38 protein-coding genes and 1 pseudogene are annotated in these 26,070 nt (G+C 36.5%); all 39 read right to left on the bottom strand.

All coding sequences use genetic code 11. The features are described from left to right. Positions 1–11: 11 nt before the first annotated feature. Positions 12–2,186: a xanthine dehydrogenase family protein molybdopterin-binding subunit gene (locus QZ657_RS11310; RefSeq protein WP_291966965.1), complete on the bottom strand. Its 2,175-nt coding sequence runs from the start codon at positions 2,184–2,186 to the stop codon at positions 12–14. Between the two features lie 3 nt (positions 2,187–2,189). Then, positions 2,190–2,681: a (2Fe-2S)-binding protein gene (locus QZ657_RS11305; protein ID WP_276471680.1), complete on the bottom strand. Its 492-nt coding sequence runs from the start codon at positions 2,679–2,681 to the stop codon at positions 2,190–2,192. 8 nt (positions 2,682–2,689) lie between these two features. After that, entirely contained in the window at positions 2,690–3,292 is a 603-nt protein-coding gene (locus QZ657_RS11300) for a hypothetical protein (RefSeq protein WP_291966963.1), read from the bottom strand. Between the two features lie 105 nt (positions 3,293–3,397). After that, positions 3,398–4,327, bottom strand: coding sequence for a citrulline utilization hydrolase CtlX (gene ctlX, locus QZ657_RS11295; RefSeq protein WP_291966961.1), 930 nt, complete (start codon positions 4,325–4,327; stop codon positions 3,398–3,400). Between the two features lie 34 nt (positions 4,328–4,361). After that, positions 4,362–5,276, bottom strand: a complete 915-nt coding sequence (locus QZ657_RS11290) for a dimethylarginine dimethylaminohydrolase family protein (protein ID WP_291962555.1) — start codon at positions 5,274–5,276, stop codon at positions 4,362–4,364. A gap of 94 nt (positions 5,277–5,370) precedes the next feature. Then, the gene (locus tag QZ657_RS11285) at positions 5,371–6,657 is read right to left on the bottom strand and encodes a citrate synthase (protein ID WP_276471676.1); all 1,287 of its coding nucleotides are present in this window, start codon (positions 6,655–6,657) and stop codon (positions 5,371–5,373) included. Positions 6,658–6,771: 114 nt separating this feature from the next. Further along, a complete protein-coding gene (locus QZ657_RS11280; protein ID WP_291966959.1) occupies positions 6,772–8,307 on the bottom strand; it encodes a glycogen synthase in 1,536 nt (511 codons plus the stop codon). Positions 8,308–8,425: 118 nt separating this feature from the next. Continuing rightward, a complete protein-coding gene (gene eno / locus QZ657_RS11275) occupies positions 8,426–9,718 on the bottom strand; it encodes a phosphopyruvate hydratase (protein ID WP_291966957.1) in 1,293 nt (430 codons plus the stop codon). Positions 9,719–9,822: 104 nt separating this feature from the next. Beyond that, entirely contained in the window at positions 9,823–10,950 is a 1,128-nt protein-coding gene (carA, locus tag QZ657_RS11270; protein WP_291966955.1) for a glutamine-hydrolyzing carbamoyl-phosphate synthase small subunit, read from the bottom strand. Between the two features lie 95 nt (positions 10,951–11,045). Then, positions 11,046–11,579, bottom strand: coding sequence for a 50S ribosomal protein L17 (rplQ, locus tag QZ657_RS11265; RefSeq protein WP_291966953.1), 534 nt, complete (start codon positions 11,577–11,579; stop codon positions 11,046–11,048). Positions 11,580–11,638: 59 nt separating this feature from the next. Then, positions 11,639–12,631 carry a DNA-directed RNA polymerase subunit alpha gene (locus QZ657_RS11260; protein WP_276471671.1) on the bottom strand — a complete coding sequence of 331 codons (993 nt, stop codon included), beginning with the start codon at positions 12,629–12,631 and terminating at the stop codon, positions 11,639–11,641. Between the two features lie 17 nt (positions 12,632–12,648). Next, a complete protein-coding gene (gene rpsD / locus QZ657_RS11255) occupies positions 12,649–13,254 on the bottom strand; it encodes a 30S ribosomal protein S4 (RefSeq protein ID WP_276471670.1) in 606 nt (201 codons plus the stop codon). Between the two features lie 87 nt (positions 13,255–13,341). Further along, positions 13,342–13,734, bottom strand: a complete 393-nt coding sequence (gene rpsK, locus QZ657_RS11250) for a 30S ribosomal protein S11 (protein WP_036152169.1) — start codon at positions 13,732–13,734, stop codon at positions 13,342–13,344. A 9-nt stretch (positions 13,735–13,743) separates the two neighbouring features. Further along, on the bottom strand, positions 13,744–14,118 hold the full coding sequence (gene rpsM / locus QZ657_RS11245) for a 30S ribosomal protein S13 (RefSeq protein ID WP_133672059.1): 375 nt from the start codon (positions 14,116–14,118) through the stop codon (positions 13,744–13,746). A 2-nt stretch (positions 14,119–14,120) separates the two neighbouring features. Then, positions 14,121–14,237 (bottom strand): type B 50S ribosomal protein L36, encoded by a 117-nt coding sequence (gene ykgO / locus QZ657_RS11240; RefSeq protein WP_013305171.1) that lies wholly within the window; start codon positions 14,235–14,237, stop codon positions 14,121–14,123. A gap of 8 nt (positions 14,238–14,245) precedes the next feature. Continuing rightward, positions 14,246–14,461: a translation initiation factor IF-1 gene (gene infA, locus QZ657_RS11235; RefSeq protein ID WP_013305172.1), complete on the bottom strand. Its 216-nt coding sequence runs from the start codon at positions 14,459–14,461 to the stop codon at positions 14,246–14,248. Between the two features lie 3 nt (positions 14,462–14,464). Further along, positions 14,465–15,808: a preprotein translocase subunit SecY gene (secY, locus tag QZ657_RS11230; protein WP_036152165.1), complete on the bottom strand. Its 1,344-nt coding sequence runs from the start codon at positions 15,806–15,808 to the stop codon at positions 14,465–14,467. 14 nt (positions 15,809–15,822) lie between these two features. Next, on the bottom strand, positions 15,823–16,275 hold the full coding sequence (rplO, locus tag QZ657_RS11225; RefSeq protein WP_291966948.1) for a 50S ribosomal protein L15: 453 nt from the start codon (positions 16,273–16,275) through the stop codon (positions 15,823–15,825). 12 nt (positions 16,276–16,287) lie between these two features. Next, complete coding sequence (gene rpmD / locus QZ657_RS11220; protein WP_027064811.1) at positions 16,288–16,467, bottom strand: 50S ribosomal protein L30; 180 nt, start codon at positions 16,465–16,467, stop codon at positions 16,288–16,290. Between the two features lie 10 nt (positions 16,468–16,477). Beyond that, positions 16,478–17,002 carry a 30S ribosomal protein S5 gene (gene rpsE / locus QZ657_RS11215; RefSeq protein ID WP_058103817.1) on the bottom strand — a complete coding sequence of 175 codons (525 nt, stop codon included), beginning with the start codon at positions 17,000–17,002 and terminating at the stop codon, positions 16,478–16,480. A 9-nt stretch (positions 17,003–17,011) separates the two neighbouring features. Continuing rightward, entirely contained in the window at positions 17,012–17,368 is a 357-nt protein-coding gene (rplR, locus tag QZ657_RS11210) for a 50S ribosomal protein L18 (RefSeq protein ID WP_058103818.1), read from the bottom strand. A gap of 12 nt (positions 17,369–17,380) precedes the next feature. Beyond that, the gene (gene rplF, locus QZ657_RS11205) at positions 17,381–17,923 is read right to left on the bottom strand and encodes a 50S ribosomal protein L6 (RefSeq protein ID WP_291966945.1); all 543 of its coding nucleotides are present in this window, start codon (positions 17,921–17,923) and stop codon (positions 17,381–17,383) included. A gap of 19 nt (positions 17,924–17,942) precedes the next feature. Next, a complete protein-coding gene (rpsH, locus tag QZ657_RS11200; RefSeq protein ID WP_076547392.1) occupies positions 17,943–18,341 on the bottom strand; it encodes a 30S ribosomal protein S8 in 399 nt (132 codons plus the stop codon). Positions 18,342–18,407: 66 nt separating this feature from the next. Beyond that, the gene (gene rpsN / locus QZ657_RS11195; RefSeq protein WP_291966943.1) at positions 18,408–18,677 is read right to left on the bottom strand and encodes a 30S ribosomal protein S14; all 270 of its coding nucleotides are present in this window, start codon (positions 18,675–18,677) and stop codon (positions 18,408–18,410) included. A 1-nt stretch (position 18,678) separates the two neighbouring features. Next, positions 18,679–19,230 (bottom strand): 50S ribosomal protein L5, encoded by a 552-nt coding sequence (gene rplE, locus QZ657_RS11190; protein WP_276471666.1) that lies wholly within the window; start codon positions 19,228–19,230, stop codon positions 18,679–18,681. A gap of 2 nt (positions 19,231–19,232) precedes the next feature. Next, positions 19,233–19,547 carry a 50S ribosomal protein L24 gene (gene rplX / locus QZ657_RS11185; protein ID WP_276471665.1) on the bottom strand — a complete coding sequence of 105 codons (315 nt, stop codon included), beginning with the start codon at positions 19,545–19,547 and terminating at the stop codon, positions 19,233–19,235. Between the two features lie 13 nt (positions 19,548–19,560). Next, positions 19,561–19,929 (bottom strand): 50S ribosomal protein L14, encoded by a 369-nt coding sequence (rplN, locus tag QZ657_RS11180; protein WP_027064819.1) that lies wholly within the window; start codon positions 19,927–19,929, stop codon positions 19,561–19,563. 3 nt (positions 19,930–19,932) lie between these two features. Further along, positions 19,933–20,190 (bottom strand): 30S ribosomal protein S17, encoded by a 258-nt coding sequence (gene rpsQ, locus QZ657_RS11175; RefSeq protein WP_027064820.1) that lies wholly within the window; start codon positions 20,188–20,190, stop codon positions 19,933–19,935. Between the two features lie 12 nt (positions 20,191–20,202). Then, complete coding sequence (gene rpmC, locus QZ657_RS11170) at positions 20,203–20,394, bottom strand: 50S ribosomal protein L29 (protein ID WP_036152146.1); 192 nt, start codon at positions 20,392–20,394, stop codon at positions 20,203–20,205. Positions 20,395–20,406: 12 nt separating this feature from the next. Continuing rightward, positions 20,407–20,835 carry a 50S ribosomal protein L16 gene (gene rplP / locus QZ657_RS11165; RefSeq protein WP_036152144.1) on the bottom strand — a complete coding sequence of 143 codons (429 nt, stop codon included), beginning with the start codon at positions 20,833–20,835 and terminating at the stop codon, positions 20,407–20,409. A 20-nt stretch (positions 20,836–20,855) separates the two neighbouring features. Further along, positions 20,856–21,572, bottom strand: a complete 717-nt coding sequence (gene rpsC, locus QZ657_RS11160; protein ID WP_027064823.1) for a 30S ribosomal protein S3 — start codon at positions 21,570–21,572, stop codon at positions 20,856–20,858. A gap of 1 nt (position 21,573) precedes the next feature. After that, complete coding sequence (rplV, locus tag QZ657_RS11155) at positions 21,574–21,981, bottom strand: 50S ribosomal protein L22 (RefSeq protein ID WP_073242600.1); 408 nt, start codon at positions 21,979–21,981, stop codon at positions 21,574–21,576. 3 nt (positions 21,982–21,984) lie between these two features. Next, entirely contained in the window at positions 21,985–22,263 is a 279-nt protein-coding gene (rpsS, locus tag QZ657_RS11150; protein WP_027064825.1) for a 30S ribosomal protein S19, read from the bottom strand. A gap of 14 nt (positions 22,264–22,277) precedes the next feature. Next, positions 22,278–23,102: a 50S ribosomal protein L2 gene (gene rplB / locus QZ657_RS11145; RefSeq protein ID WP_276471664.1), complete on the bottom strand. Its 825-nt coding sequence runs from the start codon at positions 23,100–23,102 to the stop codon at positions 22,278–22,280. A gap of 9 nt (positions 23,103–23,111) precedes the next feature. After that, positions 23,112–23,402 carry a 50S ribosomal protein L23 gene (gene rplW, locus QZ657_RS11140; RefSeq protein WP_036152136.1) on the bottom strand — a complete coding sequence of 97 codons (291 nt, stop codon included), beginning with the start codon at positions 23,400–23,402 and terminating at the stop codon, positions 23,112–23,114. A gap of 4 nt (positions 23,403–23,406) precedes the next feature. Then, the gene (gene rplD / locus QZ657_RS11135) at positions 23,407–24,039 is read right to left on the bottom strand and encodes a 50S ribosomal protein L4 (RefSeq protein ID WP_276471663.1); all 633 of its coding nucleotides are present in this window, start codon (positions 24,037–24,039) and stop codon (positions 23,407–23,409) included. Between the two features lie 5 nt (positions 24,040–24,044). Further along, positions 24,045–24,662 (bottom strand): 50S ribosomal protein L3, encoded by a 618-nt coding sequence (gene rplC, locus QZ657_RS11130; RefSeq protein ID WP_036152131.1) that lies wholly within the window; start codon positions 24,660–24,662, stop codon positions 24,045–24,047. Between the two features lie 145 nt (positions 24,663–24,807). Then, complete coding sequence (rpsJ, locus tag QZ657_RS11125; RefSeq protein ID WP_007094989.1) at positions 24,808–25,113, bottom strand: 30S ribosomal protein S10; 306 nt, start codon at positions 25,111–25,113, stop codon at positions 24,808–24,810. 9 nt (positions 25,114–25,122) lie between these two features. Beyond that, positions 25,123–26,070 (bottom strand): annotated as a pseudogene (gene fusA, locus QZ657_RS11120) (elongation factor G); the annotation flags it as partial.

Below are 26,070 nucleotides of genomic sequence, written 5' to 3'. Positions count from 1 at the left end.
ACACCCTTACCTTAAACCGTCTTAGATAATTTTAAGGGCAACTCCGTTAATCTTTCTCCAGTTAAGCGTCTAACAGCATTTGCTATTGCTGCACCAATTGGTCCTAGAGGTGGCTCCCCTACCGCACCAGGCGTATCTTTACCCTGCAGTAGAACCACATCAATTTCTTTAGGGGCGTTTTTCATTAAAGCCATTTGATATGGACCGTAAATGGTCGGGATCAATTCTCCATTTTCTACAAACATTTCTTCATAGAGCACTGCACTTATCCCCATGATCACACAACCTTCGCATTGTGCACGTATTTGATCTGGATTTACCGCCAAACCTGGATCCATAGCTACGGTTACCTTATGCACCACTATTTCATTATCTACAATAGAGACCTCGACTACTTGGGCGCAAGGTGTATTAGCATCTATGGAAGCAGCAAAGCCCATTGCACGGCCATTTATGACTTCTTCATGATAATTTGCTTTTTTAGCTGCTGCTTTAATTACATTTTTTAACCTAACATCAATAGGCGCCTCGCCAATTTGGCCTATTCTAAATTCTACAGCATTCTTTTTTGCCTTAATTGCCATTTCATCTATAAAGCTTTCCATAGCAAAAGTGTTGGCCAATAAACCTAAACTACGCCACCAACTAGTTGCAAAAGGCAAAACTACATGCCAATAAACCGCCCTAAAGTTAGGAATAGCAGTGTATTGAATAAATCCGCCACGAATAGCGCCTACATCTGCCCCTAAAAAGTTAGTCAAAAAATTGGGTATTAAAGCTGAATCTGTAGCCACATCACCACTTACAAACTCATGTTCCAGCGTATCTAAAAAGCCTTCACTGTTTAATTTCCCCTTAATAATATGATGTGTTGGCGGGCGAAACATATCATGCTGAAACTCCTCTTTTCTACTAAAAAAATATTTCACAGGTTTACCTACAGCTTTAGACATTACAGCTGCCTGTACAGCATGTGGCGTATGCAACCTTCTACCAAAACCACCACCTAGATAAGTAGGCACAATATTCACTTTTTCGGTATCTAAACCTAAGCGTTTTGCAACTTCTTTTCTAGTTATACTTACAACTTGTGTTGAAATTTTTATGGTAGCGCTGTCACCATCTACAGAAGCCACAACACCATTAGGTTCAATTTGCGCATGTGCCCCAATAGGACTTCTAAATTCTAATATTTCAAAATCATCATCCTCACCAAAAGCATTACCGTTTTTCTGTATGGTGGTAGAATTACCGTTACCAACGGTCATCATATTTTTAATGGCTGCAGTATCTAAATCCCCATAGTTTTCCCATGTAACGTTTATGGCATTTTTGGCATGCTCAGCTTCCATCATAGAATTGGCGACTACGCCAACAAAATCATCTTCAACTATTATTTTTACTACACCCGGCATGTGATCTGCTGCCAAGATATCCGCGCTTACAAAAGTTGACCCAATTTTTGAAGGCCTTACAACTGCACCGTAGAGCATTCCCGGCATTTCTGCATCCATCCCAAAAATGGGATCGCCATATACCTTAGCATCCAAATCTACCCTCGGCACCGGCTTACCTATAAATTTATAATCTTTTATATCTTTCAAAGCAGGAACATCAGGTATCTCCCAATTTTCAACACCCTCTGCCGCAAGTGCATACGTTAAACTTTTTCCCTTAGCCGATATAATACCGTTTTCTACTGAAAGTTCATCAATACCGACTTTCATCTTACGAGCAGCTTCCTTTATAAGCATAACCCTAAGCATGGCAGCGAGTTCCCTTAAAGGTTCCCATAATCCTGAAATTGAAGTACTACCGCCTGTTGCAAAGCTATCAACATTACCGGTAGATGAAGCGGCATGGACAACCTTTATCTGATCCATGGAAACCGACAGTTCATCTGCGGCCATTTGGGCAATTCCAGTAAATGTCCCCTGCCCCATTTCCATTTTAGGAGAATGCAACAGAATTTCGTTGTTCTTGGTCACTTCAAACCACATCATGGGTTTATCGGTATTATCCGTGTAAGGAGCTTCAAGTGAATTTGCAAATCCTAATAATTCTCTACGAATTGGATTCCTAAAAATGTATGCACCAATTGCAACTACACCAACAGTTCCCAAACCACCTTTAATCAAGAATTTACGTCTAGAAGTTTTTTTTGAATCATTTCCTTTATCAGCCATCTATTATAACTCTTTAGATTCATAAATTTCTTTCTTCGAATGCAACTCTGCAGCTTTATGTATAGCTTTTCGCATTCGATAATAGGTACCACATCGACATACATTTATAATATTATTATCAATATCCTCATCGGTAGGTTTGGACACTTTATTTAAAAGGGCAGCTGTAGCCATCATAAAACCAGGCTGGCAATAGCCACATTGAGGCACAACTTCATCTATCCAAGCTTGTTGAACTGGATGCGGATTTTCTCTATCTCCTAAACCTTCAATAGTAGTCACATCTTTACCTTCCGCAAATTTTACCGGATAAGAGCATGAACGCACCGCTTCACCATCTACATGCAAGGTACAAGCGCCACACGCTGCCTTTCCACAGCCAAATTTAGTTCCCTTTAAACCTAAAGTGTCTCTTACGACCCATAGTAAAGGGGTGTTTTCATCTGCTATAGAAACGGTTTTATGCATACCGTTAACAGTCATAGAAATTTCCATAAAATTTATTATTTAGATGGGATTATTGCCCCGTTGGCAAACCAATTTTCAACCGCCTCCTTAAATTCTTCTTTAGAAACAGGTGGTAAAGATCGTTGCCTACCATTGGCATCTATACCTGGTTCCCATGCCCAAAGTACAAGATCATCCTCTGTCATGTGTTTAACTAGATCTTCATGACTTCTATTGCCATTCATGGTCATATCCAACAATCGTTCTGCAATTTCCTTCCTTGTCAGTCCTTCCCAAGCCATGGAAGCCGGAGCCAATGCCCAATGTGGTGCACCGGGAACTCCAGAATTTAAATTATTTTCTGATTGATGACAGGTGTTACAATTAGTAGCTTCAAAACCATGATCATCTTCTCCCCTGGCCATATCAAAATAATGAGGATGACTTTCATCTCCCTGCTTAGGAATATCATCACTAGGATGACAATTCATACAACGTTGATGGGTAAGTACATCCATCATCTTATCATAATCTTGGTTAGAACTTTTAGATGTTAGCTCTACCGGTCCGTATTTAGAAACCTTGGGCGTATTTGCCCAAACGAACAGATAGCCGAAGACAGATAATACTAAAACAACGTAAAATGGTTTTGACTTCATAGTGATATAAATATGTAAAACACCTAACTCCTATGAAGATAGCGAATACTTTACAAAAAAGTTACCCCATTAAAATATATAATTTCAACAGGGTAAATATTCAATTTAGTTCTTTGGAAGAAACACTTCTGCCATCATACAGCGGGCACTACCACCTCCACAAGTTTCAATAGTATGTAAAGAACTGTGCAGTATACTACAGTGATTCTCAATTTGCGCAACTTGTTCTGGTCGTAAACTATGATAAGCAGCAGAACTCATAACCATATATCTTTTATCATCGCTACCTAGTACTTGAAGCATATTTCCTGCAAAATGATGCATTTGTTGTTCGGTAATAGTGATTACTTCTTTTCCATCTTTTTTAAGATGGTCCAATACATTTTTACGTTCTTTCTTGTCATCAATGGTATCTGCACATATAACTACAAAATTTTCCGCCAGAGCCATCATTACATTGGTGTGGTAGATGGGCAATCTTTTACCGTCTACAGACTGGTTAGCCGTAAATATAACCGGAAAGAAATCAAAATCTTCACAAAATTCAATAAACAAATCTTCATCCGCCCGTTCAGAAAGTGCGCAATATGCTTTTTTGTTTACCCTATCCAATAATATACTACCAGTACCCTCAAGATACAGTTCTTCATCTTCGGCAGAAGTATAATCTATAACATCTTTAATTTTAAAACCGTTCTCTTCCAATATCTCAAAAACATCTTCTCTTCTTTCATTTCTTCTATTTTCTGCAAACATTGGGTATACACCTACCGTACCGTTGGCATGGAAAGAGATCCAGTTATTGGGAAAAATACTATCTGGTGTATCTGGCTCTTTGGTATCTTGAACTACTATAACATTAACTCCTTTATCTTTTAATACGGATACAAAAGCATCAAACTCCTCTTGGGCTTTCTTATTTATTTCTTGATTTTTCATATCAATATCTTCCATGAAGTAGTTGTTCACAGCGGTCTGCTCGTTCATCCTAAAGGATACCGGGCGGATCATCAATATTGTATTTGTTATTTGCATAGGGGTACTAATTAAATTGTTGTTGTTTTATGAATTATGATCTGATCAAGGGTAATGTACTACAACGCAACAACCCTTCTTGTTTTGATATTTCTGCGTACGGTATTTCCTCTACCGTAAAGCCTTGCTCTCGCAACCAATTGTTTAAACGTGTAAAGTTTTTTTCAGAAACGACTACATCTGGCGATATGGAAAAAACATTACTATACATATGGTACATTTCATTTGCATCTATCTCAAAAATATTTTCCTTACCAAAAAAATCAACCAGCCACTGGTACTCTTCCTCTATTAAAAACCCGTTTTTATGTATAATAGCTTTTCCGTTACCCAAAGGCTGAAAACAACAATCTAAATGCAGCGCATTCTCTTTAGCTACGGTGTTAGATTTTCTTAGTTCGAATGATTTAACCGTTTTATGCGGAAATTGTTTTTTCAAGTAATCAACAGCTGCCTTATTTGTTCTTGCTGTAATAAAAGAAGGATAATCTTTTGCGGTATAGGTACCTACAAAAATATAATCGTTCCAAGGCATTACATCACCTCCTTCAACATGAACATCTTCTGGCGGAGTTAATATATTATTGTCATCAATTTTATCCAAAACATGTAGTATTGCCTCAACCTCTTGTTCTCGATCAGGCAGTATATTGGCTTTTATTAATTTATCTTCTATTACAAAAGCTATATCCCTAGTAAATATTTGATTACAATCTTCAAGAACTTCAGGTCTAAAGACCTTAACATCATACTTCTCAAAAACCTTTCTAAAAGCTTCCATTTCTGCAATCATATCAGCTTCAACGGGGTATGTACCCGCTTTAATATGTTCTGCAGATTTTGGATCATAAGCCTCTTCCAAAGTTGGTGTTGGTCCAGAACTTTTGGCTATTCCTAAAACAACGGCTTTCAAAGGTGAAATTTCGTCGTTAATATTTAACTGTAACATTTGTATTTATTTAAATCTGAATTAAAACTGGCACAAAAAAAAAGCCCCTTTAAAAATTAAAAGAGCTTTTTGTTTTTTTATTAACGGTAGCAATCTACCTTTTATCAAGTTCGACAAAAGGTCTTAAATTTTCACCAACATAAACTTGTCTTGGCCTACCGATCGGTTCACCGTTCAACCTCATTTCTCTCCACTGAGCGATCCACCCTGGCAATCTACCAAGAGCGAACATTACCGTAAACATTTCTGTTGGTATACCTAAAGCTCTATATATAATACCTGAATAGAAATCCACATTCGGGTATAATTTTCTATCTACAAAATACTGATCTTCAAGCGCTTCTTTTTCCAGGCCTTTTGCAATATCCAAAATAGGATCATCTATTCCTAGATCAGCTAACACCTCATCTGCAGCAACTTTAATAATTTTGGCACGGGGATCAAAGTTTTTGTATACTCTATGACCGAAGCCCATTAATCTGAACGGGTCAGATTTATCCTTAGCTTTAGCCATATACTTTTTAGTATCGCCACCATCAGCTTCAATAGCCTCAAGCATTTCTAATACCGCTTGATTGGCACCACCGTGCAATGGTCCCCAAAGTGCAGAAATACCGGCAGATAAAGATGCGAACAAACCGGCATGTGAAGACCCAACGATACGAACTGTACTAGTAGAACAGTTTTGCTCATGATCCGCATGCAAAATCAATAATTTGTCCAATGCCTCTATGACAACCTTGTTTTGTTTATAATCTTGGTTAGGACGCTTGAACATCATTTTATGAATGTTCTCTACATAGCCTAAACTATCATCTCCATAATCTAAAGGAAGTCCTTTCTTTTTACGCAAAGTCCAAGCTACAAGAACTGGGAATTTAGCTAAAATACGCACAATGGCATGGTACATATCTTCATCTGAACTTACATCTACCGTAGATGGGTTAAATGCAATCAACGCACTGGTTAACGATGACAAAACACCCATTGGGTGAGCAGATTTTGGAAAACCATCCAATATCTTTTTCATTTCTTCATCTACATGAGATTCGTCTTTAATATCCTTATGAAATTTAGACAGCTCTTCTTTATTTGGTAAATTTCCAAATATTAATGCATAAGCAACTTCCAAGAAATCCGCTTTCTCAGCTAATTCTTCTATTGAGTACCCTCTGTAACGTAAAATACCTTTCTCGCCATCTAAAAAAGTAATTGCACTTTCACACGATCCTGTGTTTTTATAACCTGGATCAATAGTTATAATTCCTTTGGTTACCGAACGCAATGATTTGATATCGATTGCAAGTTCATTTTCGGTTCCTTTAATAATAGGAAACTCGAATTTTTCACCATTATATTCTAAAATAGCTTTGTCTGACATTTTTATTTTTACGTTTTATATACTTCTCGTAAAGTTAACAAAACAGGATTGGTCTACCAATTTCACAAATCTGTTTTGGGTAAAATTAACAATAAGTACTATGAAAGGCTTTCATTACAACAGATATAATGACTCGTAATAGGCATCTAATGATTTTTCCCAAGTGAAACGAACTTTTTTAGCGTTGGCCTTAATTTTTTTCCAAGCAGTTTTATCATTTTCCCAAATAGTCAAGGCTTCATCAAAACTATTCACCATATTGGTAATTTGCTCATCATAGGTGTCACCGCTAAAAGCAAAGCCTGTTTTTAAATGTTCCACGGTATCTTTAAGACCGCCTGTATGATGAACCAAACATGGATTACCATTTCTCATTGCCAACATTTGGCTAATACCGCATGGCTCAAACAAACTAGGCATAAAATATAAATCGGTCTCTAAATACATAGAGTCTATTAAATCTTCAGATTGCCCATTCGTGAATACGAAATTTTTATGATGATAACTCATATGACGAAAAAACTCTTCGTAATCTGGGTCACCTGTACCCAATAATATGAATATGCCATCTATATCATTTAATCTTGAGAGCATTTTCTCAAAAGCTTCCGGAGATCGTTTTAAAAAATAAAATTTTTGTTCCGTAAGCCTAGCCACACTAGACACAATAAATTTTGGTCTATTGTCCACCAACTGCATAATTTTTTCACCGGTATGGGCAAGAAAATCAGCTTTGTATTTTTTTGAGTTTTCTTGAAGCCATCTAAAAATTGCCTTTACCGTATTTCTATATAACAATCCCTTTTCCGCTTCTCTAATATTGCCATAGTTACTTGCATTTAAAATGCCAAAAAGTCTACCTTCATTGTTTGCATTGATCAAATCCTGTTCTAAACTTTCTCCTCCTATAAACTCCGGTCTTCTACTAGGCAAAAGAACATCTTCTTTGTAAGATGGTGAAACTGTATGTACCGCATCGGCAAAACGAATGCCAACAGCCATTAAATTAATGCAATCTTGGTAGCGAGGATCCATCAAAGTCCTGTGATCCAATTGAATTTCAGGAAACCAATTGTTGACAGATGCGTAATTGTTATAAAAAGGACGTATCCCTTGTATCGCTAAATTGTGGATAGTGTATACATATCTTACCTTTTTCAAATCTTGGTACTGCGGATGATATCTTTTTATAAACAAAAGCGCCGCAGAATGCCAATCGTGCATATGCACAATATCCAAATCACCAAATGCCTTTATTTTAATAGCCTCGGCCGTAGCGGTACAAAATATAATGAACTTTATAAAATCATTAAAAAAAGGCTCTGTTGGATCATCATGATAAATATGCGCTATACCTCCTTCTGTAATTTCAGGATGATGTATAACATAATGTGTTATATTCTTATCTACTCTTTTTGGAATAACTTCATATAATTCGGCAGAATATGGTACACCCCTAAGACTAAATTCAAGTTTTGTTTTAAAGATCCCGTTTTTATGTAGTCTAGAATAAGAAGGCACAACTACATGAACCCTATCATCTCGCTTTGATATTTCCCTAGGAACATCCCTGACAACGTCACCCATTCCACCAGCTTTACAATCAGGAATGGCGTCATTCTCTGCGGAAACAAAAAGAAAATTATTCATACGCTAACAAAGAGAGATTAATATTGATTTATTCTCAAAAGGTAGTTAAAGTTTTGAAGTATGCCAAAAAAAAAGCCTTTCTAGAAAGAAAGGCTTAATTAATTATTATTCTTAAAAATCAACCTAATTTAAAAGCCTTTTCTTGAGGGTAGTAAGCCGTACTTCCTAATTCTTCCTCAATACGAAGTAGTTGGTTATACTTGGCCATACGGTCAGATCTTGAAGCTGAACCTGTTTTTATTTGACCTGTATTTAAGGCAACCGCTAAATCTGCTATAGTATTATCTTCCGTTTCACCGGAACGGTGTGACATTACTGAAGTATAACCCGCATTCTTTGCCATATTAACAGCTGCAATTGTCTCTGTCAAGGTACCAATTTGATTTACTTTTATCAAAATTGAATTTGCAATACCTTTTTCTATACCTGTAGATAAACGCTCTACATTAGTTACGAATAAATCATCACCAACTAATTGAACCTTATCACCAATTTTTTCAGTCAAGGATTTCCAACCATCCCAATCATTCTCATCCATACCGTCCTCAATAGAGATAATAGGATACTTGGCGCTTAGATCGGCCAAATACTGTGCCTGCTCTTCAGATGTTCTAATTACACCAGATTCACCTTCAAATTTAGTATAGTCATATTTACCATCCACAAAAAATTCTGCCGCAGCACAATCCAATGCTATCATAACATCATCACCTAAGGTATAACCAGCGTTTTTGACCGCTTTAGCAATAGTATCCAAAGCATCTTCAGTACCACCGGCAAGGTTTGGTGCAAAACCACCTTCATCACCTACTGCGGTACTAAGTCCACGGTCATGTAAAACCTTTTTAAGGTTATGGAAAATTTCCGTCCCCATTTGCATGGCGTGCGAAAAACTTTTTGCCTTAACAGGCATAACCATAAATTCTTGGAATGCGATAGGTGCATCTGAATGAGAACCACCGTTTATAATGTTCATCATTGGTACCGGTAACGTATTTGCGCTAACACCACCAATATATCTAAAAAGTGAAAGTCCCAATTCGTTTGCAGCAGCCTTGGCAGCAGCAAGAGAAACCCCTAATATTGCGTTAGCTCCTAATTTAGATTTATTAGGCGTACCATCTAAATTTATCATAGTTTGATCTAATAGGTTTTGATCGAACACGCTCATTCCTAAAATTTCTTCAGCAATAACACTATTTACATTATCTACAGCTTTCATGACACCTTTGCCCATGAAAGTTTCACCTCCATCACGTAACTCAACAGCTTCATGCTCACCAGTAGAAGCACCAGAAGGAACCGCCGCTCTACCCATTACACCATTTTCTGTAACTACATCTACTTCAACAGTAGGATTACCTCTAGAATCCAATATCTGTCTTGCGTGAACATTTAAAATAATACTCATTTTTAATCTTTTTATTTGTTGTTTGTTTGAAAAAGTAAAGATACGAAACGGGAAAATCAATGGGTTTATTTACACATTAGATTTCCCAATAATTTAATGTTTATTTAAACTATTTCGTTATGTTTTGCACTTTTCTCAATTAATTTAAAAAAATCATCAAAAAGATAGTCAGCATCATGTGGTCCTGGACTTGCCTCTGGATGATATTGAACTGAAAATACATCTTTATTTTTCATACGAATACCAGCTACAGTTTGATCATTAAGGTGTGTATGTGTAATTTCCAAATTATCGTTAGCTTCCGTTTCTTCCCTATTTATTGCAAAACCATGATTTTGAGAAGTAATTTCTCCTTTTCCTGTTATTAGGTTTAAAATAGGGTGATTTATTCCCCTATGCCCATTATGCATTTTATAAGTAGAAACCCCGTTTGCCAATGCCAAAACTTGATGCCCTAAACAAATACCAAATAAAGGTTTATCAGTTTGAATCATTTTTTTAACTGCGGCAATGGCGTCCACCAATGGTTCCGGATCACCAGGTCCATTTGAAATAAAAAAAGCATCCGGATTCCAAGAAGACATTTCTTCAAAGCTACTATTGTAAGGAAACACCTTAACATATGCTCCACGCTTCACAAGGTTTCTTAGTATGTTTTTCTTAATACCTATATCCAGTGCAGCAATTTTAAAAGTTGCATTCTCATCACCAACAAAATAGGGTTCTTTAGTTGAAACTTTAGATGCAAGCTCCAAACCTTCCATACTAGGCACCTCCTTAAGGCGATTTTTCAATTCCTCAACATTCTCAACATCAGTAGAAATTACGGCATTCATAGCCCCGTTATCCCTTATGTAACTAACTAAGGCACGCGTATCTACATCAGAAATGGCAAACAACTCATTTTTTTCTAAAAAACCTTGTAAACTATCATCTGCCAAAGGCCTTGAATATTCATAACTGAAATTTCTACAAACTAATCCAGAAATCTTTATGGATTCTGATTCTACTTCCTCTGCATTAACTCCATAATTACCTATATGGGCATTAGTGGTAACCATAATTTGTCCAAAATAAGAAGGGTCGGTAAATATCTCTTGATATCCTGTCATTCCGGTATTGAAACATACTTCTCCAAAAGCGGTACCTTCCTTATCCCCCACAGATTTTCCATAAAAGATAGTCCCATCTGCAAGTAATATAATAGCTTTTCTCTTTGCCTGATATTTCATTTTAGTCTTATAATTTATTCGTTCACAAAAAAACATAAAAAAAGGGATAAGCTAGAAAGCTTATCCCTTTTCATTATTAATATTTATCGACAATTTTATTCCTTAGAATCATCTGTCTTAGCTTCTGTTTCATTTTGAGCTTCTTCTACTTTGGTTTCTTTCTCAGAAGAAACGGCAGCAGCATCGCTTCCACTTGATCTTCTACTTCTTCTTGTAGATTTCTTCTTAGGTTTGCCAGCGTTGTACAATTCGTTGAAATCAACCAATTCTATCATTGCCATATCAGCATTATCACCTAAACGATTACCTAATTTTATAATTCTAGTATAACCACCTGGTCTATCTGCAACCTTTTCAGATACTACACTGAACAATTCTGTAACAGCGTTCTTATCACGTAGGTTTTTAAAAACGATACGTCTGTTGTGCGTACCTTTCTCAGCACTAACATTATTTTCAGCTTTTGACTTAGTGATCAAAGGCTCTACAAATTGTTTTAAAGCTTTCGCTTTAGCAACTGTAGTGTTAATTCTTTTATGCTCGATCAAAGAACAAGCCATGTTAGCTAACATTGCCTTTCTATGGGCAGTTTTTCTACCTAAGTGGTTAATTTTTTTACCGTGTCTCATGTTTTTATTTTATCATCTTGCTACCAAACTCGTTAGACCGAGGAGCAAAATATGATTAATTAATCTTTATCTAATTTATATTTTGATAAATCCATACCAAAACTTAAGCCCTTGTTAATTACAAGCTCTTCAAGTTCAGTCAAAGATTTCTTACCGAAGTTTCTGAACTTCATTAAATCATTCTTATTAAAAGAAACTAAATCACCTAAAGTATCAACTTCAGCCGCTTTTAAACAGTTTAGAGCACGAACAGAAAGATCCATGTCCACTAATTTAGTCTTTAATAACTGTCTCATGTGTAAAGACTCTTCATCATAAGTCTCTGTTTGAGCAATTTCATCAGCTTCTAATGTAATGCGCTCGTCAGAGAATAACATGAAGTGATGAATAAGAACTTTTGCAGCTTCCGTTAAAGCATCTTTTGGATGTATTGATCCATCAGAAGATATTTCAAAGACTAACTTTTCATAATCCGTCTTTTGCTCTACACGAAAATTTTCTATACTATACTTTACGTTTTTAATAGGTGTAAAAATAGAATCTACAGCAATAGTACCTAATGGTGCGCCAGATTTTTTATTTTCCTCTGCAGGAACATAACCTCTGCCTTTTTCAATAGTAATTTCCATATTGATGCTAACTTTGTCATCCATATTACAAAGCACTAAATCTGGATTCAATACTTGATAACCAGAAATAAACTTTTGAAAATCACCTGCAGTTAATTGGTTCTTACCGCTAACAGAAATTGAAACAACTTCAGCTTCTGAATCTTCTATTTGCTTTTTGAAACGAACTTGTTTCAAGTTTAATATAATCTCTGTTACATCTTCAACAACGCCAGGTATGGTAGAAAACTCATGCTCTACCTTATCAATCCTAACCGAAGTAATTGCATGACCTTCTAAAGAAGAAAGCAATACTCGTCTTAATGCATTCCCAACAGTTAATCCATAACCAGGTTCCAAAGGGCGAAATTCGAATTTACCTTCGAAATCAGAGGAATCGATCATTATTACTTTATCGGGTTTCTGAAAATTAAATAATGCCATAATTGGATCGGTATTGTTTATTTAGAGTATAACTCCACGATTAATTGTTCTTTGATATTTTCTGGAATCTGTAATCTTTCAGGAACGGTAACATAAGTACCTTCTTTCTTTTCACTGTTCCAAGAAATCCACTCATAGACTGCACTACTGGCAGCTAATGAATCTTGTATACTTTGTAATGATTTAGATTTCTCCCTAACACCAACAACATCTCCTGCTTTCAATGAATAAGAAGGTATGTTTACCAACTCTCCATTTACCGTAATGTGTCTATGAGATACTAATTGTCTTGCACCACTTCTTGTTGGAGAAATACCCATTCTATAAACCACGTTATCTAAACGAGACTCACATAATTGAAGTAAAATTTCACCTGCAACACCTTCTTTTCTCTTTGCAGTCTGGAATAGGTTTCTAAATTGCTTCTCTAAAATACCATAGGTATATTTAGCTTTTTGCTTTTCCATCAACTGAACAGAATATTCAGATTTCTTTCCTCTTCTTCTGTTATTACCGTGTTGTCCTGGAGGGTAATTCTTTTTTTCGAAAGATTTATCATCTCCGAAAATTGCTTCGCCAAACTTACGGGCGATTTTTGATTTTGGTCCTGTATATCTTGCCATTTTCTTTAAATTAGAAAGTGAGATTATGAATTAAGGCTTATCCTTCGATAATCGTAATTACACTTTCGGTGAAATATTACTAGTTAATTAAACTCTTCTTCTTTTTGGAGGTCTACATCCGTTATGCGGCATTGGAGTAACATCAATGATTTCCGTTACTTCGATACCAGCATTATGTAAAGATCTTATTGCTGATTCTCTTCCATTACCAGGACCTTTTACATATACCTTAACCTTTCTTAAACCTGCTTCGTGAGCAACTTTAGAACAATCTTCTGCAGCAACCTGTGCAGCATAAGGTGTATTTTTCTTAGAACCTCTAAAACCTAATTTACCGGCAGATGACCAAGAAATAACATCTCCCTTTTTATTGGTTAGAGAGATAATGATGTTGTTAAAAGAAGCACTAATATGAGCCTCTCCAACAGAATCTACTATAACTTTACGTTTCTTGGTAACTTTAGTATTTGCCTTTGCCATACCTAATTATTATTTAGTTGCTTTCTTCTTGTTAGCAACTGTTTTACGCTTTCCTTTTCTAGTTCTAGAATTATTCTTGGTTCGTTGACCTCTTAAAGGTAAACCTGACCTGTGACGAATTCCTCTATAACAGCCAATATCCATTAAACGCTTAATGTTCAACTGAGTCTCTGAACGTAATTCACCTTCAATTACAAATTCAGAAACAGCTTCCCTGATACGACCTATTTCATCATCATTCCAATCAGAAACCTTAGTATCTTCGCTAACTTGGGCTTTACTTAATATTTCTTGTGACCTACTTCTTCCAATTCCGAAAATATAGGTTAAGGCGATTACACCTCTTTTTTGTTTTGGTATATCTATACCTGCGATTCTTGCCATAACTACCCTTGTCTTTGTTTAAATCTAGGATTCTTTTTGTTGATTACGTACAACCTGCCTTTTCTGCGAACAATCTTGCAGTCGGCACTTCTCTTCTTAACTGATGCTCTTACTTTCATCTTGTATCTTAGTATCTATATGTAATTCTTGCTTTAGTAAGGTCATAAGGACTCATCTCCAATTTAACCTTGTCTCCAGGTAAAAGCTTTATATAGTGCATACGCATCTTACCTGATATATGTGCTGTTACCACATGTCCATTTTCCAACTCTACACGAAACATTGCATTTGATAATGCCTCGATAATAGATCCATCTTGTTCTATTGCTGCCTGCTTAGCCATAAATTATGCTACTTTTCTATTTTTACCGGTTTTCATTAAACCATCATAATGTCTATTCAACAAATATGAATTTACCTGTTGCACTGTATCAATAGCGACACCAACCATAATTAAAAGAGAGGTACCACCATAAAATAACGCCCATCCGGCTTGAACATCCATCAATTTTACCACTATCGCCGGTAAAATAGCCAGCAAAGCTAAGAAAATAGATCCAGGTAACGTTATTAAAGACATAATCTTATCTAAATAATCTCCAGTTTCTTTTCCGGGACGTATTCCGGGAATAAAACCACCGCTTCTTTTTAGGTCATCTGCCATCTTATTGGTAGGGACTGTAATTGCAGTATAGAAATATGTAAATATTATAATCAAGATTGCAAACAATAAATTATAAGCCCATCCAAAAATATCACTAAACTGAACCTGCATCCATTGTCCAAATGAAGTATCATCAAAAGCTCCACCTATCATTCCCGGCACAAACATAATTGCCTGTGCGAAAATTATTGGCATAACTCCAGAAGCGTTTAACTTTAAAGGTATGTACTGTCTAGAACCCATAATGTTTTTTTCATAACCGCCAGAAGCAGTTCTTCTTGCATATTGAACAGGAATTTGTCTTGTAGCCATAACTAAAAGAATACAGGCCAATATTACCAAGAACCAAACAATCACCTCAATCAATATAAACATTAGTCCACCATTATTATTAGTTGTTCTTGAAATAAATTCCTGAACAAAGGACTGTGGCATTGTAGCAATAATACCGATCATTATTAACAAGGAAATACCGTTACCAATACCTTTATCGGTAATTTTCTCACCTAACCACATAGCAAATACAGTACCGGTAACCAAAATAATCACGGCCGGTACCATAAAATCAAGTCCTTTCCCTAATAAAAAAGCACTATCCCTAACACCGAAAGCCTCTAAACCATACAAATAGGCTGGAGCTTGAACAATACAAATACCAATGGTCAACCATCTAGTAATTTGATTTATAGTCTTACGACCGCTCTCTCCTTCCTTTTGCAACTTCTGAAGATAAGGAATTGCAATACCCATCAACTGGACTACGATAGATGCAGATATGTATGGCATGATACCTAATGCAAAAACAGAAGCGTTAGCAAAAGCTCCTCCTGTAAATGCATTTAAAAGACCAAAAATACCTTGGTCAGTACTATCCGTTAAACCACCTAGCTGCGTTGAATCTATACCTGGAAGTACGATTTGACAACCAAAACGATAAACCAACAAAAGACCTAAAGTAATAAGAATTCTATTTCTTAGCTCTTCTATTTTCCAAATATTGGATATTGTATCAATAAAATTCTTCATGCTTTCGTTTATGCTTACAAACTTATTGCTTCACCACCTGCTGCTTCAATTGCTGCTTTGGCAGATGCTGTAAATTTATGTACCGAAACTTTAAGAGTAGCCTTTAACTCGCCATTTCCTAAAATTTTCACTAAATCATTTTTACCAACTAAACCATTCTCAATTAAAATGTCCAAAGTAACCTCGTTGTCAATAACTTTATTATCAACAAGCTCCTGTAACTTCTCTAAGTTGATACCTTGGTAATTTTTACGATTGATATTCGTAAAACCAAACTTAGGTACACGACGTTGCAAAGGCATTTGACCACCTTCAAAACCAATTTTCTTAGAATAACCAGATCTTGATTTTGCTCCTTTATGACCTCTTGCAGCAGTTCCTCCTTTACCAGAACCTTGACCTCTTCCAAGGCGTTTTCCGTCTCTATTAACTGAACCTTCTGCAGGCTGTAGACTATGTAAACCCATTTTATCCTATATTTAAGCTTCCTCTGTAGAAACTAAATGTTTAACTTTATTTATCATTCCAAGAATGTTAGGAGTATCATCATGCTCTACTACCTGACCAATTCTTTTTAAACCAAGAGCCTCTAAAGTTCTTTTTTGATTTTGAGGTTTCTTAATTCCACTTTTTACCTGTGTAACTTTAATCTTTGCCATAATTTTCCTCTTAGCCTTTAAATACTTTTTCTAAAGAAACACCTCTTTGTGTTGCAATGGTTTTTGCATCTCTAAGTTGCAATAAAGCATCAAAAGTAGCTTTCACAACATTATGCGGGTTTGAAGACCCTTGAGACTTAGACAATACGTCATGAACACCAACTGATTCAAGTACCGATCTTACGGCACCACCGGCAATTACACCGGTACCATGAGATGCAGGCTGAATATATACTCTAGCCCCACCGAATTTACCTTTTTGCTCATGCGGCAAAGTACCCTTGTTCAAAGGTATACGTACTAAATTCTTTTTACCATCTTCAATTGCTTTAGCAATTGCAGTAGCAACTTCTTTAGATTTACCTAAACCGTGACCTACAACACCATTTTCATCACCTACAACAACAATTGCAGAAAAACCGAATGCTCTACCACCTTTTGTTACCTTAGTTACACGTTGAATACCAACTAATTTATCTTTTAAATCTAAACCACCTGGCTTAACAGTTTCTACGTTTTTATATTTTTGGAACATACTAGTATATTAGAATTTTAGACCTGCTTCTCTTGCACCTTCAGCTAGAGACTTAACTCTACCATGATACAAATTACCCCCTCTATCAAAAGCTACTTTATCCAAACCAGCTTTTACAGATTTCTCAGCGATTGTTTTACCAACCAAAGCAGCAATCTCGGTTTTATTTCCTTTTACTTTTGCAATATCCTTATCTCTTGAAGAAGCAGATACCAAAGTGACTCCTTTAACGTCGTCTATAACTTGAGCGTAAATTTCGCTATTACTTCTAAATACAGATAACCTTGGCCTAGCTGCAGTTCCAGAAGAAACCTTACGAATTCTACGACGGATTCTTAATTTTCTTTGTGTTTTTGATAATCCCATAATATCCTATTATTAAGCTGACTTACCAGCTTTTCTTCTTAATATTTCACCTACAAACTTGATACCTTTCCCTTTGTATGGCTCTGGCTTACGGAAAGATCTGATTTTCGCTGCTATATGACCAACTAATTGCTTATCATGAGAAGTCAGCTTTACGATAGGATTCTTACCCTTTTCTGATATAGTCTCAACTTTCACCTCTGGTGCCAAGTCAAAAACAATGTTGTGTGAAAAACCTAAAGCCAAATCAAGTTTTTGTCCTTGATTACTTGCTCTATAACCTACACCAACTAGTTCTAATTCTTTGGTCCATCCTCTAGAAACACCTTCTACCATATTGGTGATAAGTGATCTATAAAGACCATGCTTTGCTTTATGCTCCTTAGAATCAGAAGGCCTTGTTACAAAAACCTGTCCGTCTTCTACTTTTATCGATACTCCCGAGAACTCTTGAGTCAACTCACCTAACTTTCCTTTCACAGAAATGATGTTGTCGTTGATTTCAACTGTAACCCCTTCAGGAATTGCGACTGGATTATTACCTATTCTAGACATTTTCTAAATCTTTTATCAATTAATAAACGTAGCATAAAACTTCACCACCAACTTTCTCTGCCTTTGCCTGCTTGCTAGTCATTACACCATGAGATGTAGAAACGATTGCAATACCTAAACCATTCAATACACGAGGCAAATCTTCGCTTCCCGCATATTTTCTAAGACCAGGCTTACTAATACGCTGTATTTTCTTGATAACAGGTTCTTTTGTAAGCTTATCATATTTCAAGGCTATTTTAATAGAACCCTGAACTTTACTTTCTTCGAACTTGTAACTTAAAATATATCCTTGGTCGAATAATATTTTAGTAATTTCTTTCTTTAGATTCGACGCAGGGATTTCAACAACCCTATGTCCCGCTCTACTCGCGTTTCTAACTCTCGTTAGGTAATCTGCAATAGTATCTGTTACCATATAAATATAATTCGGAAACGGTTTTTGGCAATTTCACCAAACCTGAATCCATTAATAATTCTTTATTTACCAGCTAGCTTTCTTAACTCCTGGTATTAAACCAGCGTTAGCCATCTCTCTGAATTTTACCCTTGAAATACCAAAAGTTCTCATGTAACCTTTAGGCCTTCCAGTTAATTTACATCTGTTATGCAAACGTACCGGAGATGCATTTTTAGGTAATCTTTGTAGTGCTTCGTAATCTCCAGCTTCTTTCAAAGCTTTACGTTTCTCAGCATAATTTGCTACAGTCTTTTCCCTTTTTCTTTCACGGGCTTTCATTGATTCCTTAGCCATACTAATTCTTTTTAAAAGGTAAACCTAATTCTGTTAATAATGATTTCGCTTCTTTATCCGTATTTGCAGATGTTACAAATGTAATATCCATACCATTGATTCTATTGATCTTATCAATATTAACTTCTGGAAATATAATTTGCTCTGTTACACCTAGGTTGTAATTTCCACGACCATCAAAACCGGTAGCTTTGATACCTTGAAAATCCCTAACACGTGGTAAAGCAGAAGTAACCAAACGATCCAAAAACTCATACATGCGCTCACCTCTTAGTGTAACTTTTGCACCAATAGGCATACCTTTTCTTAACTTAAAGGCAGCAACATCTTTCTTTGACATGGTAGCAACGGCCTTTTGACCAGTTATCATTGTCATTTCATCAATTGCATGGTCAATAAGTTTTTTGTCAGCAACAGCAGCTCCTACACCTCTACTCATTACTATTTTTTCTAACTTAGGAACCTGCATTACATTACTGTAACCAAACTCTTCGGTAAGGGCAGCAACAATTCGCTCCTTATACTCTTTCTTTAATCTTGCAACGTATGCCATAACTAAATTACTTCATTGGATTTTTTGGAAACCCTAACTTTTTTACCATCCCTCATCTCGTAACCTACTCTTGTTACTTCGCCAGTTTTACTGTCGATCAAGGCCAAGTTAGAAATATGGATTAAAGCTTCTTTTTTTACAATACCACCTTGAGGATTCTTAGCACTTGGCTTCTCATGTTTAGATACCATATTGGCACCTTCTACGATGGCTTTATTTTTCTCAAGATTAACGCGTAAAACTTTACCTTCGGTACCTTTATGATCACCAGCAGTAATTCTTACCGTATCTCCTGTTTTGATTTTTAACTTTTTCATCTTGTCCGTTATATTATAATACCTCTGGGGCCAATGATACAATCTTCATGAACTGCTTATCCCTAAGCTCTCTTGCTACAGGTCCAAAAACACGAGTTCCTCTCATTTCTCCGGCAGGATTCAATAACACACAAGCGTTATCATCAAATCTGATATAAGACCCATCTGGTCTTCTAACCTCTTTCTTTGTACGAACTACAACAGCAGTTGAAACCGCACCTTTCTTGATACCTCCGTTTGGAGTTGCCTCTTTTACAGTAACAACAATTTTGTCACCTATTGAAGCATACCTTCTTTTGGTACCACCAAGAACACGGATAGTTAAAACTTCCTTTGCCCCTGTGTTATCCGCTACTTTTAGTCTAGATTCTTGCTGTAACATAACTTATTTAGCTCTTTCTAAGATTTCTACTAATCTCCAACATTTGGTTTTACTCATAGGTCTAGTTTCCATGATCTTTACAGTATCACCAATGTTACAATCGTTCTTTTCGTCATGCGCAACATATTTCTTTGTCTTCAAAACGAATTTACCGTACATAGGATGTTTTACTCTTTTCACTTCCGCAATAACAATAGATTTCTCCATTTTATTACTAGTGACAACTCCTACTCTTTCTTTTCTTAAATTTCTTTTCTCCATAAAGCCCACCAGTTATTGGTTCTCCCTATTAGTTAATTCAGTAGCTAATCTTGCTACCGTTCTCCTTACTTTTCTAATCTGAAGCGGATTTTCTAACGGAGTTACAAAATGTGCCATTTTCAAATCTGCATGCTGCTTCTTGTACTCGGCCAATTTCTCCGTAAGTCCTTCCACAGACATTTCTTTAATCTCTTGTTTTTTCATTATTACTTACGTTTAATTTCCAGCCTCGTAATCACGAGCTACAATGAATTTTGTTTTTACAGGAAGTTTCTGAGCCGCTAATCTTAAAGCTTCTTTTGCTACTTCCATAGGAACTCCGGCCACTTCGAACATAATTCTACCAGGCTTAACCACAGCTACAAAATATTCTGGAGCACCTTTACCTTTACCCATACGTACCTCTAATGGCTTTTTGGTAATAGGCTTATCCGGAAATATTTTAATCCACAATTGACCTTCTCTTTTCATAAATCTAGTAGCAGCGATACGCGCAGCTTCTATTTGGCGTGAAGTTAAAAATGCAGCATCATCAACATTTTTTATACCGAACATACCATTTGAAAGTTGGTGTCCTCTTCCAGCAAGACCTTTCATACGGCCTTTCTGCATCTTACGGAACTTCGTTCTTTTCGGTTGTAACATTACTTTAGTTCTTTAAAAAATTACTTTCTACGACGTTGTTTTCTTCCACCTTCTTGCTTACCACCTTTAGAAGAATCTTTTTGCATTCCTACTAACGGGGATAAATCTCTTTTACCATATACCTCACCCTTCATAATCCAAACTTTTATACCAAGTTTACCATACGTAGTTTGAGCTTCCTGTAAAGCATAATCAATATCCGCTCTAAAGGTAGATAATGGAATTCTACCATCCTTATAAGATTCGGAACGAGCCATTTCAGCACCGTTTAATCTACCAGAGATTTGAATCTTTATTCCTTCGGCATTCATACGCATTGCTGCAGCGATTGCCATTTTTATAGCTCTTCTAAAAGAAATTCTACTTTCAATTTGACGAGCAACACTTGCCGCTACTAAATTAGCATCAAGCTCCGGTCTCTTTATTTCAAAAATGTTGATTTGAACCTCCTTATTGGTGATTTTTTTCAACTCCTCTTTTAACTTATCAACTTCCTGACCACCTTTACCGATAATAATACCAGGTCTTGCAGTAGTTACAGTAACAGTGATCAACTTAAGAGTACGTTCAATTATAACTCTTGAAACACTAGCCTTAGAAAGTCTCGCATGAATATACTTACGTATTTTATCATCCTCAGCCAATTTATCTCCGTAATCGTTACCACCATACCAGTTAGATTCCCAACCTCTAATGATTCCTAGACGATTTCCTATTGGATTTGTTTTCTGTCCCATTCTAGTTTTCTGTTATGTTTTTTGACCCCAAAACCAATGTAACATGGTTTGAACGTTTTCTAATTCTATGTGCTCTACCTTGTGGAGCAGGACGCAATCTCTTTAACATTGCACCACTATCTACTCTAATCTCAGCTACGATTAAATCAGCATCCTCTAAACTAGCCTCTTCATTCTTCGCTTGCCAATTTGCTAAAGCAGAAAGCAACAATTTCTCCAACTTTCTAGATGCCTCCTTAGGATTGAATCTTAATATCGCCAAAGCTTGCTCTACTTTTACACCGCGAATTAAATCTGCGACCAAACGCATTTTCCTAGGTGAAGTAGGACAGTTGTTCAACTTAGCGAAAGCTACCATCTTTTTCTCAGCCTTTATTCTTTCGGCCATCTGTTTTTTACGAACTCCCATAGCTTACTTTTTTCCTTTGTTTTTCGCACCTGCATGACCTCTAAAAGATCTAGTTGGTGAAAATTCCCCAAGTTTATGTCCTACCATGTTTTCTGTTACAAAAACAGGTACAAATTGTTTTCCGTTGTGCACCGCTATTGTCATCCCAACAAAATCAGGAGTGATCATAGATGCCCTAGACCAAGTTTTAATTACCGCTTTCTTACCGGATGATACACTTTGCTGGATTTTCTTTTCCAAACTATAGTGAACGTAAGGTCCTTTTTTTAGTGAACGTGCCATTTCTTTCTACTTTTTTATTTCTTTCTACGTTCGATTATATACTTATTGGTACTCTTGGTCTTAGAACGAGTCCTGAATCCTTTAGCAGGTATTCCGTTTCTCGATCTTGGATGACCACCTGAAGCTCTACCTTCACCACCACCCATTGGATGATCGACAGGGTTCATAGCTACCGGTCTAGTTCTAGGCCTTCTACCCAACCATCTACTTCTACCAGCCTTACCTGATACCAATAATTGATGATCTGAGTTAGATACGGCACCAATAGTTGCCATACAACCTGAAAGAATTAATCTAGTTTCACCAGATGGCATTTTAACAGTAACGAACTTACCGTCTTTTGCCATTAATTGAGCAAAGGTACCTGCACTACGAGCCATAACAGCACCTTGACCAGGTCTTAACTCAATACACGAAATTATAGTACCTAATGGAATCTCACTCAATGGCAACGCATTACCGATCTCAGGAGCTACAGTAGCACCGGCAGAAACCTGCTGATCAACCTGTAAACCGTTTTGAGCGATTACATAACGCTTTTCACCGTCCGCATATTCCAAAAGAGCAATAAATGCAGTTCTATTTGGATCGTACTCTATAGTTTTAACGGTTGCAGCAACATCCTGCTTATCCCTTTTAAAATCTATTACACGATACCTTCTCTTATGACCACCACCTTTTTGGCGTATAGTCATTTTTCCTTGACTGTTTCTACCTCCGGACTTTTTTAACGGAGCAAGCAAGCTCTTCTCCGGCTTATCAGCAGTAATGGCGTCAAATCCATTTACTACTCTAAAACGCTGTCCTGGAGTGATTGGTTTTAATTTTCTAACTGACATTTCTTGTCTTTATAGATTACTGTAAAAATCGATAATATCACCTTCTACAACATCAACGATGGCTTTTTTAATAGCGTTCGTCTTACCATGTTGCACACCAGTTTTTGTATATCTGGATTTTCTTGAAGGACCGTAATTCATTGTACGAACCTTCTTCACAGAAACACCATAAGTAGCCTCAACCGCATCTTTAATCTGCAATTTATTAGCCTTAGGGTCAACTACGAATCCATAACGGTTGTTCAACTCGCTATCAGCAGTCATTTTTTCCGTTATAATTGGCTTTATCAACACACTCATGATATTATTGTTTATTTAAATTCGATTCAATTCCTTCTAAAGAGCTTTCTAACAACACCACACTATTTGCATGAAGAATTTTGTAAGTACTTAATTCTGAGTTAGTTATAACTTCTGAGCCCTTAAAATTACGCGAAGACAAATATACACCTTTATTTGAATCACCCAACACTATTAAAGACTTTTTATTCTCAAGACCTAAAGTCTTTAAAACCTGAATAAAATCTTTAGTTTTTGGAGTATCAAAATCAAAGTCTTCAACTACCAAAATCGCATTTTCTTTAGACTTTAAAGTCAATGCAGATTTTCTTGCCAAACGCTTTAAGTTTTTATTTAACTTTTGACTATAATCTCTAGGTCTTGGTCCAAATATTCTACCACCACCTCTAAAAACTGGTGATTTAATACTACCTGCTCTTGCAGTACCTGTACCTTTTTGCTTCTTAATTTTTCTTGTACTACCAGCGATCTCAGCTCTTTCCTTTGCTTTGTGAGTACCTTGTCTTTGATGAGCTAAATACTGCTTTACATCTAGGTAAACCGCGTGATCATTAGGCTCTATAGCAAAAACATCATCAGAAAGGTCTGCCTTTCTACCTGTGTCTTTTCCTTTAATATCTAAAACTGCTATCTTCATTACATCTACCTTTGTATGGTTACATAAGCATTCTTATGGCCCGGAACACAACCTTTTACTACTAAAAGATTTTTTTCAGGAACTACTTTTAAAACTCTAAGGTTCTGAACTGTTACACGATCAGTACCCATTCTACCGGCCATTTTCATACCTTTAAATACTCTTGCCGGATATGACGCCGCACCAATAGAACCAGGAGCTCTAAGTCTATTATGCTGACCATGTGTTGCTTGACCAACACCACCGAATCCATGACGTTTTACAACACCCTGAAAACCTTTACCTTTAGACGTACCAATAACATCTACAAACTGTCCTTCAGCAAAAACATCAACACCTACGGTGTCACCTAATTTAAATTCACCTTCAAAATCTCGGAACTCAACGACTTTTTTCTTAGGAGAAGCACCTGCTTTTTTAAAATGGCCTAATTCAGCCTTAATAGCACGACTTTCTGCCTTGTCATCGAAACCAAGTTGAAGGGCACTATACCCGTCGACCTCTTCGGTTCTGACTTGGGTAACTACACATGGTCCAGCTTGAATAACGGTACATGGAATGTTTTTTCCATTCTCGTCAAAAATACTGGTCATGCCTACTTTCTTTCCTATTAACCCAGACATACTTATTTATATTAATTATTACTTATTAAATTCAACTCAAAAAAATAGGGTCAAAATAATTTAACCCTAAATTATTTTTATCCGTTTTTCCCTCGCACGCAGCTTAGGACATGTCACCCAACCCTTTACAAGGTCAGGTATTGCATTACACCTTAATCTCTACTTCAACACCACTAGGAAGCTCTAACTTCATAAGTGCATCAATAGTTTTAGACGAAGAACTATAAATATCCAATAACCTCTTATAAGAACTCAATTGGAACTGCTCTCTAGACTTTTTATTTACGTGCGGTGAACGCAAAACTGTAAATATCTTTTTGTGTGTTGGCAAAGGAATTGGTCCTGTTACAACAGCACCGGTAGTCTTTACCGTTTTTACAATCTTTTCAGCAGACTTATCCACCAAATTGTGATCGTAAGATTTTAGTTTTATTCTAATTTTCTGACTCATGTCCTAAATTTATGCTGTTATACCTTTTGCTGCTTTAATAACTTCCTCCGAAATATTAGAAGGAGTTTCTGCATAGTGTGAAAATTCCATTGTTGAAGTTGCACGACCAGAAGACAATGTTCTCAAAGAAGTTACATATCCGAACATTTCAGATAATGGAACTGTACCTTTAACAACTTTTGCCCCAGCTCTATCACTCATATCACCAATGGTACCTCTACGTCTATTTAAATCTCCAACGATATCACCCATGTTTTCTTCAGGGGTAATAACTTCTAACTTCATGATTGGCTCCATAATAACGGCACCTGCTGCTTTACCGGCAGCTTTGTAACCCATCTTTGCAGCCAGTTCAAAAGAAAGCGCATCAGAATCAACAGGGTGAAAAGAACCATCCTTAAGTACAACTTTCATTGAATCCATTTCATAACCGGCCAAAGGACCATTTTGCATAGCAACAGTAAATCCTTTTTCTACAGATGGAATAAATTCTTTTGGAATACGACCACCCTTGATTTCATCAACGAATTGCAATCCTTCACCATCAAAATCCTCATCCGCAGGACCCATTTCAAATACAATGTCACCAAACTTACCACGTCCACCAGATTGTTTCTTATACGTCTCTCTGTGTGAAGCTGTTTTAGTTAAAGCCTCCTTGTATTCTACCTGAGGCTCACCTTGACTTACCTCTACTTTAAATTCTCTTTTTAAACGGTCAACAATAATATCCAAGTGAAGCTCACCCATACCAGATATAATCGTTTGTCCAGAAGCTTCATCAGTTCTTACGGTAAACGTAGGATCTTCTTCAGCTAACTTACCTAAAGCCATACCTAATTTATCAACATCAGCTTTGGTCTTTGGCTCCACAGCAATACCAATTACCGGCTCTGGGAAGTCCATACTCTCCAATACTATCGGATGCTTTTCATCAGACATCGTATCACCAGTCTT

It is taken from the genome of Maribacter sp. (assembly GCA_020629415.1).
Classification (GTDB): domain Bacteria; phylum Bacteroidota; class Bacteroidia; order Flavobacteriales; family Flavobacteriaceae; genus Maribacter; species Maribacter huludaoensis.
The sequence above is the reverse complement of the archived record's forward strand: the minus strand, read 5'-3'. Positions and strand labels throughout refer to the sequence as shown.